The following is a 15,227-nucleotide window of genomic DNA, read 5'->3' as shown; positions in this document are numbered from 1 at the left end:
TATGAGGTATGAGAAATGGGTGAAGGGAAGAGTATTCTTCACTCATAACCCATAACTCTTCACACTTCACCTTTATAATTCACCACTTACTATTCACTATTTTTATTTCATAAACCAAGAAGAAGTTATAACTTTACATCCTAATTTGTGAAGTAATAGGTTTATTTATGCACAATTTGTATAGAACATAAGTATGAGTTTTTCTGGAAAAAAAGTTGTTAAACGAATAGCTATTGCTTTAGGGGCTTTAGTTGTTTTTATTTTGGGGTTGATGTACATTCTCCCTGTTTTTTTTAAAGATACAATCAATGAAGAAATTAAAAAGTTGCTTGCCGATTCGATTGAAGGGGAAATAGCATTTGATGATATTGATGTGTCGTTTTATAAAAAGTTTCCCTATTTAACAGCGACTATTACTAACCCTAGTATTGAAGGTGTACAAGTGGATTCTCTACAGTCTGCTAAGTTATTCGAAGCGAAAGAATTAGGACTTGGAATTAATATGATGAGTCTATTAGATTCCAAAATTAGTTTTAATCGTGTTTTTATCAACTCTCCTGTTATAGACTTGTTAGTCAATGAAAAAGGAGAAGCCAATTATATGGTTGTTAAATCTACGGATGATAAGGAAGATGAAGAAGAGAAAGGATTTGATTTGCAAATCGACCAGTTAGAAATTAAAAATGCGCTATTGCGCTATTGTGATGAAGCAGGGAATTTGTATTTTTCAGCAACGGGTTTTGATTACTTGGGGAGTGGAAATATGAGTGAAGCTGTTTTTCAATTGAAAAGTAAAGTCCGAATTCAATCTTTTGATTTCAGTTTTGAAAATGTTTTTTATGTGAAAGAAAAGCCTATTTTGGCTGACTTAGAAACGCTAATTAATACCGAATCATTAACCTTTGAGTTTCAAAAGAATGATTTGAAAATTAAGGATTTAATTGTGGGTTTTGTCGGAAGATTTGGCTTTATTGAGAATGGTTATGATATGTTATTTGATATCAAAACACAGCAGGCGAGTTTAAATGAATTGTTGTCTTTGGTTCCACCAGAGTACCAAGGTTGGTTTGATCAAACAAAATTTGAGGGTGTTGTTGATGGCAAGTTTAACCTGGAAGGAAAGTTTTTAGCTTTAGACTCAATTAAGCCTTCAGTAAATTTAGATTTATCCATCAGTAAGGGACTTATTCAGCATGGTAATGTAGTTGACCCGATTAAGGATTTAACGTTGGATTTTCAATTTAAGATGCCTTCTTTGGATATGGAGCAAAGTGAGATCTTAATCAATCAACTTAGTTTCGCTATTGCAGGTCGCAAAAGTGATATTAAACTACATACGAGTGGTTTTGAGAAACCGACTATTCAAAGTTCTGTTGATTTGGATTTAGACTTAGATTTGATCCAAAAATCCCTAGGATTAACAGGTTTTGAATTGAAAGGTGATCTTAAGATTAAAGGCGTAGTTGATGGACAATTTGCTAAAGGTGTTGTAGAAACGCGTACACTTCGAGCAGTGAAACGCGATACGCTAATTACTAGTATTCCAACTTTTGATTTTAATGGAATGATTCGCAATGGTTATTTTAAATTGGATAGCTTACCTCAGGCTTTGAAAGAAATTAGTTTTGATGTTAAAGCAGAAGGGCCTACTTCAAAAATTAGAGATATCAAGTTTCGCATTGATAATTTGAATCTTTTAGCCATGGATAATTTTATCAAAGGACATTTTGCAGTAAATAATTTGTCAACGTACGATGTTGATGCAAGAATTGAGGCGGCTATTGATTTTGACAACATCAAAGAGTTTATTCCTTTTGATGAAGCGGTATTGCATGGGAATTTTAAGATTGATGGAACGGTAAAGGGGAGTTATGAACCGAAACGCAAACGATTCCCAGTTATCAATACAGAAATTAAATTGACCAATGGGTATGTGCAACTTAAGCGTTTGCCAGAATTGCCAATTGAAGACATTCAAATTCACACCATTGTAAAAAGTTCTAGAGGATCAATCAATGACTTATCGATTGAAGTTTTACCTATTAATTTTAAAATTGCCAATGAACCTTTTCAATTAGCCGCAAGTTTATATAATTTGAATAATCTTAATTATAATATTCAATCAAAAGGAACGATTAATCTTGGAGATATTTACAAAATTTTCAAAGTAGATGGCATAGATGTTAACGGGAAGATTATTACAAGCTTATTTTTAAAAGGATTGCAAAGTGACGCGTTGAAGGGTGATTTCGATAAGTTGAAAAACGGAGGGAAATTTGAAATTGATAATATCCGTATTCGCTCTGAGATGTTCCCTTATCCTCTGCATATCAAAAAAGGGATATTTAAGTTTTTTAAAGAAAAAATGGGCTTTGAAAAGTTTGTAGCTAGTTATGGTACTTCCGAAATTAACATGAAAGGATACTTAACGAATGTTCTTGATTATATCTTAAAAGAGGATACGCTACAAGGAAAGTTCACTTTTGAAAGTCAATATGTCAATGTAGATGAATTTATGATGTTTGATACAAAGAATGCCTCAAACGGAAAAGGAGGATCTCCTTCTTCTGGATCTGGGGTTATTCAAGTACCTAAGAACTTAAATATTTTATTTGATGCTGTCGCTAAGAAAATTAAGTATAGCGAATATAATTTAGAAAATTTTAAAGGTGGCTTACTTGTAAATGGCGGGAGAATTGAACTGCAAAATACTGATTTCGGTTTAATCGGTACAAAGGTTAACATGAATGGTAGTTATCAACCAACAGGATTTAGAAGTGCTAAGTTTGATTATGCAATTAAGGCTTCTGATTTTGATATTCAGAGAGCTTATAAAGAGATTACTTTGTTTAGAGAAATGGTTACTATGGCAAAAGATGCCTATGGACAAGTTTCTTTGAATTATCAATTAGGGGGTAATTTGGATAAAAATATGTTTCCTGTATTTCGATCATTGGCTGGTAGTGGATCTATGACCTTAGAAAATATTGAGTTTAAAGGATTTAATTTACTTGGAGCAATTGCAAAAGAAACAGATACTAAATCCTTAGAAGAGGGGAAAGTTTCAGATGTAGAGATTAAAACGACGATAAAAGATAATGTGATGACCATTGAGCGTACTCGAATGAAAATGGCAGGTTTTAGACCTAGATTCGAGGGACAGATTAGCTTAGATGGAGAAATGAATATTGGATTTAGATTGGGTTTACCTCCGATGGGGATTATTGGTATTCCCATGCGTATTCAAGGAACGTCAGATAATTTCAAAATAAAATTAGGAAGATATAAAGCAAGTGATGTTTTAGGGCGACCTTCTGATGACGAAGACGAAGACGAGCAGCCAGAACCAGGTTCAGAGAACGGCTTAACGCCGGAAGGGCAATTACCTAGTTCAACTGAAGTAAGTAAGAAAGAAGAAAAAGCAGCATAAATTTAAAAGCTAGAGTGTGAATCTCTAGCTTTTTCTTTTTTTTGCATGTCTAGAAATAGTATTTTTACTTTAAGATTTTGAAATAAAAGCAGGATGAGAGAAATCATTTCATTAACCCAAGAGGAAATAGAATTAATTACACGTGGAGATCATTCAAAGGCGATGCATATCTATCAAGATACAGTTCTAGAAGAGCTACAAGTTTTGAAAGCAAATTGCATTGAAATTAATCCAACGGATGTTCATTTGAAAACGTTAATTGCTCGGATGTATCAAACAGTTACGGATGGAGATCGTTCAGGTGTGGGGATTGCTGCACCCCAAGTAGGAGTCAATAGAAGGATATTCTTGGTTAAGCGTTATGATAAAATAAATGAGCCTTTTGAATTTTTTATTAACCCTCAAATTGTTTGGTATTCTACTTTACTTCAGCAAGGACAAGAGGGATGTTTATCTATTGAAGATCGATATGATACTGTTTATCGCAGCTTAGCGGTTCACATTACCTATTTTGATTTAGAAGGGAAGCAGTACCAAGAAGTGGTTGAAGGATATACCGCAGTGATTTTGCAACATGAGTATGATCATTTAAATGGTGTATTATTTACCGATCGAATTGAGGAACAAGTACAGCGTAAGTACAGGGATGCAACAGAAGAGATTCCTTTGGTATATGAAGTTTAATTTGTATAAGCTATTGTTTCTAGTCGTTTGCCTCGGGCTGCCAAACGCTGGTCACGCGCAAGATAAGCCAGCTTATTCTGTTTTAACGTTGGCCTGTCCAACCGAGAGTAAAGAAATAATTGACTTGTATGAAACGGGTTTTTCAGCTTTAGAAAAAACAGCCTATTCTAATACAGCGGGAAGAATTTTTTTTCAAATTATTCAATTGGATAAGCGTTTATGTGATGCCTATTATTATACAGGTTTAGCCTTGATTAAGCAAGACAAAGACGAGGCTGCTTATTCGTATTTGTATTATGCAGATAGTTTAGTCACACAACCTAATTTAGGTTTTAAAACGGCTTTAGCTGAATCGGCTTTACGTCTTGGAAATGTGGGATTGGCTCGAAAAAAATATGAAGAAGTAAAAGAGTATTTTCCAAATAGTCCCGAAGGGTATTATGGGTTGAGTTTAACAGCAACTTCTTTGGGTGATGTTGTAGAGGGACTGGTTAATACAGACCGTACCTTAGCCAAATACAAAAAATCAGGGGGATTAACGAAAGATAGAGAGCAAGAGATTTATTTGATTAAGGCGATTCTATTGCGAATGAATACCCAATATGAAAAGGCGCTTGAGTTTTTTGAAAGGAGTAAAGAGAGTTTTGGTACAACAACCGATTATTTAGCTAATTATGCACTCACCACATACGAATTGTATCTAAGTACCAAAGAGGAGAAGTGGAAAAAGGAAAGCCAACAAGCCCTGCAACTCATACAAGATACAGCCGGTGTGAAAGAAGAATTTTTCAAACAGTTTGTGTATGATTAAAGCGCTAAATCAATTTTAAAACCAACGCCTCGAATACTGCTAATTTGTATGGCATCATCTTCCGCTAAATATTTGCGCAAACGCGTGACAAATACATCCAAACTTCGTCCATTAAAATAATCTGCGGATGGCCATAGTTTGGTTAGAATTAATTCGCGCGTTAGTATAGAATTATTATGTTGGATAAAAAGTAAAAGTAAATCTCTTTCTCTTTCGGTTAGTTGATATTTGTTTTTGGAATTTTCTAATCGTAGGTGATTGGGATTAAAAGTGTAACTACCTAAATGATATACCGCATTTGTTTCTGTTTGGGTATAACGGAGTATATTGTCAATGCGCAATTTTAGTTCTTCAGGATCACAAGTTTTCGAAATATAGTCTGCCGCACCTAATTTTAAACCTACTAATCGATCGATATTTTGATTTTTAGCCGTTAAAAAAAGAAAGGGAATCTGCGGATTATCTCGGCGAATTTCTTTTGCTAAAGTAAAACCATCTTTCAGAGGAAGCATAATATCCAAAATAGCTAAATTGAAGGTGGTTTTTTGTAATAAGGTAGCTACTTCCTCAGAAGAAGAAGTCCAAATAACGTCAAAACCACTAAATTCCAAATACTGTTTAACCACAGTACCATAATCGAGATCATCTTCAACGAGGAGAATTTTATACATAGGGTAAAAGAATAGTGAAGGTTGTTCCTTCTGTTAATTTACTTTTTAATTGAACCCGGCCTTTTCTTCTGTCTACAATTTGTTTGACTTGATACAGACCAATTCCCAAGCCAAGGGTATTGTGGATATTGTGATGTCTAACTCGATAAAACTTTTGAAAAATTAGATTTTGTTCTGCTTTTGCAATTCCAATTCCATTATCAGCAACTTGAATGCACAACTTACCCTCGTTCTCCTTTAGGGTACATACAATAGCTGTACCCCCATATTTAATGCTATTTTCAAGCAAGTTTAAAAGAATAGTTTCTATTTCAGTTTGAGGAAAATTCAGTTTATCATCTAAATCCCAAGCTAAGGTAAAGGAAACGTGTTCGTTTTTTAGTTTTAGATCAGCTAGGAGTTGCACTAAATCAGCTTTACTAAAGGCATGATCTGTGGTTTCTACAAAACCACCAAGTTGATTTTGTAGGCGTTCTAAACGACTAACTTGCCTTTGAATAAGTTCTATCGTTGCGGAATTATATTCTTGCTGAAGATTATTACAACCATATTTTAACGTAGCAATAGGGAGTTTAAACTCATGTGAAACATTATCAACCATATTGTGTAAGCTCAAAACTTCCTGTTCTTTTTTCTTGATGGTTTTATACGTGATATAATACAAGATTAGAATAAAAGTGCAAATGAGAAAGGAGCCTAATAACAACGGAAAAAGCTCTCGAAAGGCTATGCGGTTAAAGTTGATTACTTCAATGTATTTTTCTTGTTTAACGGTAAAGTGATTTTTGTAATCTATAGGGCAATCTATACAGGTTTCATCAGATTTATTTGTACTGCTTTCTTCTACTTCCCATTCAGAAGAATTAATGCGATGTGCTTTCTTTACGTCTTTTTCTGTCTGTAGAATAGTAATAGGCTCTAACAATAGGTTTTCTTTGGTGGAATTGATAATCACATCAGTCAGGTCAATGCGAAAAGCAACTTTATAGCCTAACTCGCGAAAGGTACTATCAATTTTTTTTGTAGCATCTAAATTAGCCGCTTCAAAAAGAGAGCGATTCTTGCTTTTTATTTCTTCTAAAGTTGTTTTCTTTTGCAATAAATCCAATACAGCACGATAAATAAAATTGTCCTTTTTTTTGGATCCTTTTTCAAAGGATAACACGGGTTCTAATGCATCAATTTTTTCATGTGCTATGCTGTGAATCTCTTTTTTCTTCAGTTCTAAAACTTGTGCAAAATAAAATACCATTATCCCTAGTAGCAGCAGATAGAATAAGCTAAAAGCAATCAAATAATATTTGGGTTTATAATACTTCATAGCATACAAATTTAGCATAAAATAAATTCGAGCGAATGGCTCTTTAGGGAGTTAACCGTTCATTAACCGTTCATTAACCCGTTTCATATTGTGTTTGTAACATCTTTGCTTAAAATTAAAGAAAATATGGGACGTATAGTTATTTTTCTAGTGCTACTATTGATGAGTGCACTATTGTATGCACAGCCTACGGATTTGATAGTAAAAGGAAAGGTAGTTGATCAAAAGCAAGAAGCGTTGGCTTTCGTAACCGTGGTGTTGAAAGATGATGCCGGAGTAGTTATAGACTCATTTTATACCGATGAACAAGGGGAGTATCAGATTCTTTCAAAACAAAGTTTTAGCACTTTAGAATTTCAGTATGTAGGTTTTCAGGTTCAAGTTGTTCACCTCGATGCTGGCATTCCTTCAGTTATAACTTTACTTGAAGATACTGCACTCTTGGATGAAGTGATAATTACAGCCAAACGACCAACGATAAAAAGAGAAATCGATCGATTAGTTTTTAATGTACAAGATACGCCCTTAGCAACTAGTAATGCATGGGATATTGTCAAGCAGACGCCTGGTGTTACTTCAATTGGGGATAATTTGAGTATACGCGGTAGTCAAAGTATTTTGGTGACGATTAATGATAAGAAAGTAATGTTGACGGGTGAACAATTAAAAGCTATGCTTGAAGGAACAGAGGGAACGCAAGTTGAAGCAATAGAGGTAATTACGAATCCCCCTGCCAAATATGAGGCACAAGGAAATGCAGTGCTGAATATAAAATTAAAAAAGAATAATTTATTGGGATATAAAGGGAGTATTTCGGAGCGTTTTAAACAAACGACGTATGCTTATAATACATTGAGTACCCAGCACACTTATACAGGAGAGAAGATCAATATATCAGGGAGTTATTCTTTTGGCAATGGAAAAACCGTAAGATACAATGAAGATAATGTGCTTTATGAAAATGGAGATCGATGGAGTAGTGTGATGACTCGTATGAACAAGATGAAAGGCAGACATAGTTTTCAAGTAGAAACGGATGTGAAATTGGATAGTACCCTTACCCTTACTGTAGGAGGTAACGGTTATATCAACGAGCAAACAAAAGGTGATTTTGTAATTCCTACGTTGATTTATAATCCGGAGAATCTCGTTGAATCTTCCTATACTACCTTTAATAAAAAACGAGCGAATATGGATACCTATACGGGGTATTTTATGTTAGATAAACATTTTAGTACGGATAAAAAATTACTGTGGTCTTCTTATTTTACGTATGATAATCAAAAAGATAATCAAGAAGTATTAACAGAACTCCATTTTCAAAATCAAGACCCATCGAAACAATTTTTTGCTACCAAGGATAATCAACGTACCCGATTGGCTGTTTCAGGAATAGACTATTCAATAGACAGTGAAACCTCTAAATGGGAGCTTGGCGGAAAATACAGTATTGTAAAGGCTTTATATGGTTTGGATTTTTTTGACCAGGCGATTGAAAATACTGAATTCAACAAAGAAAAAAGCAATGTTTTTGATTACCAAGAAATCAATTGGGCAGGTTATGGTTCTTATACCAAACAATGGGGAAAATGGCAAGCTAAAGCGGGAATTAGAGGAGAATACACGGGAATTCAAACCAAAAGTAGTGGTGTAGGAAGTGCTGATCAATCGTATTTCAAATTATTCCCGACGGCTTATTTGAAATATGAGTTGACAGGGAACCAACAATTGAGTTTTGCCTATAGCAAAAGAATTGATCGTCCGTCTTATTCATGGATGAATCCTGCAAAAAGTTATTATAATTTGTTCTCTTATTTTCAAGGGGACCCCGATTTGAAAGCCGCAATAAGCCATAATTTTAGTTTAAACTATAATTTCAATGAATTAAATGTAGAGCTCTTTTATAACCGAGAAGTGAACCCTTCCATGGAAATTTCCTATCAAGAAGACCAAACCAATATGCTTATTTATCATTATACCAATATTGATAAAAGACAACTAGCGGGTCTGATTGTCAATTATACGTACCAAATTTTGCCGATATGGTCGGTCAACTCCTTTTTATATATTCAACAGCAAGAAGATTATTTTTATGGTGTAGATCAAAAATTACACAAGAATGATGCTTTCGTTTTTGGTGGACGCCTGAATACGGCCATAGATATTGATAAAGAAAGTAACTGGAAAGCCATGTTAACGTATAGTTTTGATACCCCAACGGTACAAGGATCATTCAAAATAGGGGGCTATCAACGTACGGATTTTATTATGAGTCGCGATTTTACTAAGAGTAAGTGGTCTGCGAATTTATATGTATATAATATCTTCGGAAGTGATAGACAGATTATTAGTACGAAGTATGCAAATCAGAATAACTACTTTAAAGATTATAGTGATACGCAAGGTTTTGCTATAGGGTTAAAGTATACTTTCGGAAATCAAAAAATAAAATACAGTGCAAAAGAACTGGATATGCAAGAGAAAGATAGGTTATAAATGTTGGGTTATACTTTGTTAACGTCTTGTTAATGATTTTAGAGCTTTGCTGCTCTAATCATGATGTTTTTTTTACGTACTCTAAATTAACAGGTAATACTAGACCCTTAGTTTTGTCTCTATTAATTAACCAAGTAGTAACGTAATGAAAAGAAAATTACATTTAGCAGGATGGGTGTGTTCGATGTTGTTCAGTGCACAAGTTTTTGCACAAACAACACAAGCTTCTATTCAAGGAATCGTAGTGCAAGACAATGCCATTCAACAAGGAAAAGAAGTTTTAATAAGAAATACCTCTACAGGATTTACCACACGTACAAAGACGAATGCAAGTGGAGAGTTTGTGTTTAAAGAAATTCCTTTGGGAGGACCTTATCTTGTAATGACCCAAGATGAAGCAGGTGTTGAATTTAAAAAGTCGGGTTACTATGTAAATCAAGGAGATAATGTCTTTGTGGATTTGGTTATCGGAGAACAAGATCAGCAATTAGATGAGATTATTATCGAAGGAAGAAGTTTAAAAAATCAAAAAGAATCTTTGGGTGCAGCTACAACGTTTACGGCAAATTCGATTAAAAACTTGCCGATTAATGGGCGTAATTTTGCTAACCTAACGGATTTATCACCTTTATCGAATGGCGGATCTATAGGTGGACAATTAGGTTCATCCATTAACTTTACGATTGATGGTACTACAGCTAAAAATCCAACGTCTGGAGGTGCAACAACGAGTAGAAGTGGAGCACCGTATTCAATCTCGATGGAAGCAGTACGTGAATTTCAAGTAGTGACGAATCAGTATGATGTAACCCTTGGGCGCAGTGGTGGTGGAACGGTGAGTGCCGTAACTAAATCCGGAACGAATGAGTTTTCAGGATCGATGTTTTCTTATATGCGCGCCGATTGGTTGTCTAGTCCCTATGATATTAATGGAAATAAGAAAGGGAAAACGGATTATTCTACGTATCAGTACGGCTTATCCTTAAGCGGTCCGATTATTAAAGATAAACTACATTATTTTATCGCTTGGGACCATCAGTTGGATACGCGTTCCTTAATTATTGCGGATATAAAAGGACCTGCTGATGAAGATCGTTTCGGAATCACAAACCAAACCTTAGAAAAATTTGTCGGTATTGCTCGTAATAAATATGGGGTATCAAATGCACCCCAATACGGGACTTTTGATAAAAGAAGAAATTCAGATGCTGCTTTTTTGCGTTTAGATTGGCAAATCAATGAGAATAATTTATTGACGGTTCGAAATAATTTGACGTATGATTACAATCCTTTGGGATTGGGAGATAATACACAAATTAATTTATACGAGTCCTATGGAACAGATAAAAGTGTTGATAACAGCTTGTTAGCCACCTTGAGGTCGAATATTAATTCGAAAGTGACCAATGAATTAAAAGTTCAATATTTATATACCTTCCAAGATAGCCATCAAAGTGATGAGTTACCAGGATGGTATATTCCACGTGCCATTGTAGAAAACGTTACTTCTACGGTTGGCGATGCCGTGCGTTCGGCTAATATACAGCTTGGTGGACATCGTTTTGCACAAGAAAAATTCACTAATAATGTATTTCAAATCGTCAATAACTTGTATTACAATACAGATAAAGTGAAGTATACCTTTGGAATGGATTTGATGCAAACAAATTCCAACTCTGTGTATGGAAGTGAAGTGAATGGACGTTTCCATTTTAATACAGACCCAACACTTGGTTATTCTTCTATGGATAGTTTTGACAACCTTAGGCCATATAGATTCTATAGAGAGGTTCCTTTATCGGATGATATTGCTGTAGATGGAAATATTCTTAATGCAGGTATTTACGCACAGATGCAAACGGCCTTATTTCCAGGATTAGATATGACATTGGGACTTCGAATGGATTATGCCAAATACCCTACCGCACAGTTTAACCAATTGGTATATGATGAGTTGGGATTAAGAACAGATAATAAATTTAAATCCTTAATTGTTCAACCTCGTATACAGTTTAATTGGAACATCAACGAAAACAATACAGATTACATTCGTTTAGGTGGAGGAATTTTTGGTTCAGATATTAATAACTATGCTTTAATTAACAACCTAACGTTTGACGGTAGTAAATTAGCAACGGTTGACGTAATGGGAGCCGATGTTCCTGTACCTGATTTTAATGCTTACCGACGAGACAAAAGTACAATTCCATCCTTAGAACAGCATCAGTTGAGTACGATTAACTTTACAGGAAAAGAGGTAAAAGTGCCCATGGTATATAAAGCAAACCTTTCTTATACCCATTTCTTTAGCAGTAAGTTTAAAGTAACAGCGACGGGTTATATGAACCTTGCGCGTAATAACTACTTTTACAAAGATAGAAATATGGTAGACACTCCATTTTTTACTTTAGAAAATGAAGGAGGAAGAGGCGTTTATGTACCAGGTAGTACAATTCTAGCCAATGGAGCTTCCGATTGGAAACAAGGAAGAAAAACAGACAAACTAGGTCGTGTATTAGAGTTAGTAAGCGAAGGAAAAGTAGATAACTATGCTTTTGTATTTGATACCAATTACAATTATTATAAAGACGGTCATATTGCAGTAAGTTATACTTGGAATTCAACCAAAGACAATACATCCTATAATGGAAATGTTGCAAACTCGGCTACTTTGGGATTACCTGTAAAAGATGATCCAAGAGATTTGAGTAAGATGACATATTCGGATAATCATTTTAGACATAAGGTGGTTATTTACGGAAATGCACCAAGTTTTTATGGAATAAATGTGGGGGTTCGTTTTTCAGGCATTGGAGGAACCCGTTATAGTCTATTGTCAGGAGGAAATACAAATGGAGATTTCGCAGGTGCAAGTAATAATTTAGCATACATTTTTGATATCAATGATGCGCGTACTCCTCAACATATCAAAGAGGGTTTGCAAGCGATTATGGATAACCCAGAGGTTAGTTCTAGTTTGAAAGATTACATCCAGAATAGTTATGGTAAGATCGCTGAGCGAAATGGAGGTAAAAATGGCTTCTTTGGAGTATTTGATTTACGTATAGCAAAAACCTTTGCCCTTAACGAAAAGCACAAATTTGAATTGTCCGCAGATATATTTAACCTAGCGAATTTATTGAATAAAGATTGGGGCGTTAATAAATCGATGAGAACGCAAGCCTTATATGCCCTAGGAGTACCTAAAAAAGGGGATGTTGCTGCATTACCGGGTTTCGATCAAGCACAACAAGAATTTAATTACCGAGTGAATACAAAAGGAACACCTATTAAAAGAGGAACACCTTACCAAATTCAAGTAGGTTTAAAATATAGTTTCAACTAAGAGTATCCTAGTTAATATCTTGATGTTTTAATTAGAAGGTTAAAAAAAAGATAGCGTAATTGCTATCTTTTTTGTTTTTATACTTTTTTAAAAAGTGGTATTCTCTACTTAAATGTTGTAATTTTAACAGTTAAACATAAGTAGATGGAATTTGATTATTTTGACAGGATTAAAAAGATAAGAACAGGGATCCGCTTTTATAGTGAATTGTTGATTGAAGCCTCCTGGAATGTATGGAATATCAAAACGCGTATTGGTATTTTCTTTTTTTCGTTAGTAGCAGCTTTTTTAAGTACTTATTTTTTAACCCCTGACGTTTTTTCAGAAGCACAGAAATACACCTTTTTTATTTTAATTTTTTCTATTTTACTGTGGGCAACAGAAGCAATTCCTCCTTTTGCAGTAGGAATTATGATTATTGGTTTTCTGGTTTATACCATGGGAAATATGGAAGGAGCTACTATTTCTCCTCAAGAAATTTCCTCTACCTGGTCCGATAGTGTAATCTGGATTTTTTTAGGAGGATTCTTTCTCAGTGAAGGCATGCGAAAAACAAATCTAGACCTTTCACTTTTTAAAAAGACAATTGCTGTTTTTGGGTCAAACCCCAATAAATTAGTCTTGGGAATAATTTTAGTAACCTCTGTGTTATCACTTATTATTTCAAATACGGCCACTGCGGCTATGGTTTTAGCATCCGTTATGCCTTTGATTGACAGAGAAGGAAAAGATTCTCCGATGTCTAAAGCCATTTTGATTAGTATTCCTGCGGCAGCAACTTTTGCAGGAATGATAAGTATGGTTTCTACGCCCCCAAACTTAATTGTTGTTGATGTTTTAAAAACAAAAGGCTATTCGATCAGTTTTATGCAATGGCTATTTTTAGGTTTAGTACCTGCCGTTATTTTATTAGCCGGATTTTGGTGGGCTGTTGTTAAGAAATACACCTCAAAAGTAAAAGGGCTGGATGTTTCTTTTGTTAATGATGCCTTGGAAATGACCAATAGTTTGCGATTACAGCGTCTAGCTGTTATCGTGATTTTAGTGGTAACCGTTGGTATGTGGATGTTTGGAACAAAGTACCATATTCCAACAGCAGGAGCTGCTATGATTCCTATTATGTTTTTGCCCATGCTAGGTATTATTACTGCGGAGGATGTGCGAAAATTGCCTTGGGATACCCTGATGCTAGTGGCAGGAGGATTGTCTCTGGGGATAGCTATTAAAGAATTATTGGCTCCTTATTATTCTCAATTTTTAGCAGGAGAAGAATTTAATGTGGTTGTTATGATGCTTGTTTTTGCAGTAATTACCGTATTGTTTTCTAACATTATGAGCAGTACAGCCACCGCAACTATTTTAATTAATATAGCAGCTATTGTATTACCCGTAGAGCAGTTATTACCTGTTGGTCTGATTGTAGGGCTTTGTTCGTCTTGTGGTTTGTTTTTACCTGTTTCAACCCCTCCTAATGCCATTGTATTTGGGACGGGAATGCTCAAGCAAAAGGATTTTCGTTTAGGTGGTTTATTTGGTGCTTTTGTAGGAACGACCGTTATTATTTTATGGGTCTTATTCCTAAAAGAATTTACTAGTTTTTTTGACTATTTCTAATGAAAAATAAGAGAATATAAATTAAAAGTCAGTTACTTTTTGGAAGCAACTGACTTTTTTTATAGAAACAACTTAAAACTATAGACTTATATTCTTTCTGGAAAATTGGTAATAATACCATCAACCTCAAGCTCTTTTAACTGTTTAATATCTTCATTTTCATTTACGGTCCAAGGATAGATTTTTAAATTGGCTTCTTTGATTTTGCTTACATTTTCAGCATTCAACCACTTGAAATACGGATTAATTGCCACAGCCTTTATTTGTTTTGCAAATTCAATTGCAGCTGTAGGTTCTTTTTCAGTCAATACAGCAATATCGATTTGACTATCTAGTTTGTGCATAATTTCTAATTCATTCCATCTAAAACTAGAAATGATAAAATTAGCATTGGTCCATCCTTTCTTTTTAAAAGCTTGGATAACTTTATAAGTAGGTTCAGCCGTATTGGCTCCTTTTAATTCGATATTTAATATTGCTTTCTTATCAATGGTTTTAATTATTTCTTCCAAGGTAGGAATTTCATATTGGTCATCGACCAAAAGTTTTTTAAGTTCAGCCTTTGTATACGTTTCGATCTTTCCCTTGCCATTGGTTTTGCGTTCTAAGTTATCATCGTGAAAAACCATTAGAGCACCATCTTTCACAACGAAAACATCAATCTCAATAACGTCACATTGCATATCTACAGCTTTTTTTATAGAGGCGACTGTATTTTCTGATACGTGCCCCATCGCTCCGCGGTGACCGATGCGCAATATTTTTGATTCTTGTGCTAAGGATATTGAAGTTATCATTGTGCAAATAAGTAATACGAATTGGGTGTGTAGTTTCATTTTTAATTGTATTGATTG

Annotated in this window: 9 protein-coding genes; 6 read left to right on the top strand and 3 right to left on the bottom strand. The window is 34.6% G+C overall.

Annotated features, from left to right (window positions below; all coding sequences use genetic code 11):
- Positions 1–193 precede the first annotated feature (193 nt).
- From ACMHJ2_RS16390 to ACMHJ2_RS16380, 3 genes are all read left to right on the top strand, one after another.
- On the top strand, positions 194–3,430 hold the full coding sequence (locus ACMHJ2_RS16390; RefSeq protein WP_413513941.1) for an AsmA-like C-terminal region-containing protein: 3,237 nt from the start codon (positions 194–196) through the stop codon (positions 3,428–3,430).
- Between the two features lie 93 nt (positions 3,431–3,523).
- Positions 3,524–4,114 carry a peptide deformylase gene (gene def, locus ACMHJ2_RS16385; protein WP_413513940.1) on the top strand — a complete coding sequence of 197 codons (591 nt, stop codon included), beginning with the start codon at positions 3,524–3,526 and terminating at the stop codon, positions 4,112–4,114.
- Complete coding sequence (locus tag ACMHJ2_RS16380) at positions 4,104–4,925, top strand: tetratricopeptide repeat protein (RefSeq protein ID WP_413513939.1); 822 nt, start codon at positions 4,104–4,106, stop codon at positions 4,923–4,925. Before def ends, ACMHJ2_RS16380 begins: the two co-directional genes overlap by 11 nt.
- Here ACMHJ2_RS16380 and ACMHJ2_RS16375 read toward each other — a convergent pair.
- Together ACMHJ2_RS16375 and ACMHJ2_RS16370 are read right to left on the bottom strand one after the other, a co-directional pair.
- Positions 4,922–5,596, bottom strand: coding sequence for a response regulator transcription factor (locus ACMHJ2_RS16375; RefSeq protein WP_413513938.1), 675 nt, complete (start codon positions 5,594–5,596; stop codon positions 4,922–4,924). The genes ACMHJ2_RS16380 and ACMHJ2_RS16375 overlap by 4 nt on opposite strands.
- Positions 5,589–6,917 carry a sensor histidine kinase gene (locus ACMHJ2_RS16370; RefSeq protein WP_413513937.1) on the bottom strand — a complete coding sequence of 443 codons (1,329 nt, stop codon included), beginning with the start codon at positions 6,915–6,917 and terminating at the stop codon, positions 5,589–5,591. The genes ACMHJ2_RS16375 and ACMHJ2_RS16370 overlap by 8 nt, the downstream gene beginning before the upstream one ends.
- A 126-nt stretch (positions 6,918–7,043) precedes the next feature.
- On the opposite strand from ACMHJ2_RS16370, the gene ACMHJ2_RS16365 reads away from it, so the two are divergent.
- The 3 genes from ACMHJ2_RS16365 to ACMHJ2_RS16355 all read left to right on the top strand — a co-directional run bounded on the left by ACMHJ2_RS16365 (position 7,044) and on the right by ACMHJ2_RS16355 (position 14,373).
- Complete coding sequence (locus ACMHJ2_RS16365; RefSeq protein WP_413513936.1) at positions 7,044–9,413, top strand: outer membrane beta-barrel protein; 2,370 nt, start codon at positions 7,044–7,046, stop codon at positions 9,411–9,413.
- A gap of 145 nt (positions 9,414–9,558) precedes the next feature.
- Complete coding sequence (locus tag ACMHJ2_RS16360; protein WP_413513935.1) at positions 9,559–12,759, top strand: TonB-dependent receptor; 3,201 nt, start codon at positions 9,559–9,561, stop codon at positions 12,757–12,759.
- A 144-nt stretch (positions 12,760–12,903) separates the two neighbouring features.
- Positions 12,904–14,373, top strand: coding sequence for an SLC13 family permease (locus tag ACMHJ2_RS16355; protein WP_413513934.1), 1,470 nt, complete (start codon positions 12,904–12,906; stop codon positions 14,371–14,373).
- Positions 14,374–14,459: 86 nt separating this feature from the next.
- Here the strand turns inward: ACMHJ2_RS16355 and ACMHJ2_RS16350 are convergent, their stop codons facing one another.
- Complete coding sequence (locus ACMHJ2_RS16350) at positions 14,460–15,209, bottom strand: glycerophosphodiester phosphodiesterase (RefSeq protein ID WP_413513933.1); 750 nt, start codon at positions 15,207–15,209, stop codon at positions 14,460–14,462.
- Positions 15,210–15,227: the final 18 nt, after the last annotated feature.

The organism is Myroides odoratus, from assembly GCF_965118575.1.
GTDB classification, from domain to species: domain Bacteria; phylum Bacteroidota; class Bacteroidia; order Flavobacteriales; family Flavobacteriaceae; genus Flavobacterium; species Flavobacterium odoratum_B.
The sequence above is the reverse complement of the archived record's forward strand: the minus strand, read 5'-3'. Positions and strand labels throughout refer to the sequence as shown.

What these genes read in the sequence shown, in the direction of transcription:
- ACMHJ2_RS16390 (WP_413513941.1), top strand. Translation starts at nt 194, where the DNA reads ATGAGTTTTTCTGGAAAAAAAGTTGTTAAACGAATAGCTATTGCTTTA.
- def (WP_413513940.1), top strand. Translation starts at nt 3,524, where the DNA reads ATGAGAGAAATCATTTCATTAACCCAAGAGGAAATAGAATTAATTACA.
- ACMHJ2_RS16380 (WP_413513939.1), top strand. Translation starts at nt 4,104, where the DNA reads ATGAAGTTTAATTTGTATAAGCTATTGTTTCTAGTCGTTTGCCTCGGG.
- ACMHJ2_RS16375 (WP_413513938.1), bottom strand. Translation starts at nt 5,596, where the DNA reads ATGTATAAAATTCTCCTCGTTGAAGATGATCTCGATTATGGTACTGTG.
- ACMHJ2_RS16370 (WP_413513937.1), bottom strand. Translation starts at nt 6,917, where the DNA reads ATGAAGTATTATAAACCCAAATATTATTTGATTGCTTTTAGCTTATTC.
- ACMHJ2_RS16365 (WP_413513936.1), top strand. Translation starts at nt 7,044, where the DNA reads ATGGGACGTATAGTTATTTTTCTAGTGCTACTATTGATGAGTGCACTA.
- ACMHJ2_RS16360 (WP_413513935.1), top strand. Translation starts at nt 9,559, where the DNA reads ATGAAAAGAAAATTACATTTAGCAGGATGGGTGTGTTCGATGTTGTTC.
- ACMHJ2_RS16355 (WP_413513934.1), top strand. Translation starts at nt 12,904, where the DNA reads ATGGAATTTGATTATTTTGACAGGATTAAAAAGATAAGAACAGGGATC.
- ACMHJ2_RS16350 (WP_413513933.1), bottom strand. Translation starts at nt 15,209, where the DNA reads ATGAAACTACACACCCAATTCGTATTACTTATTTGCACAATGATAACT.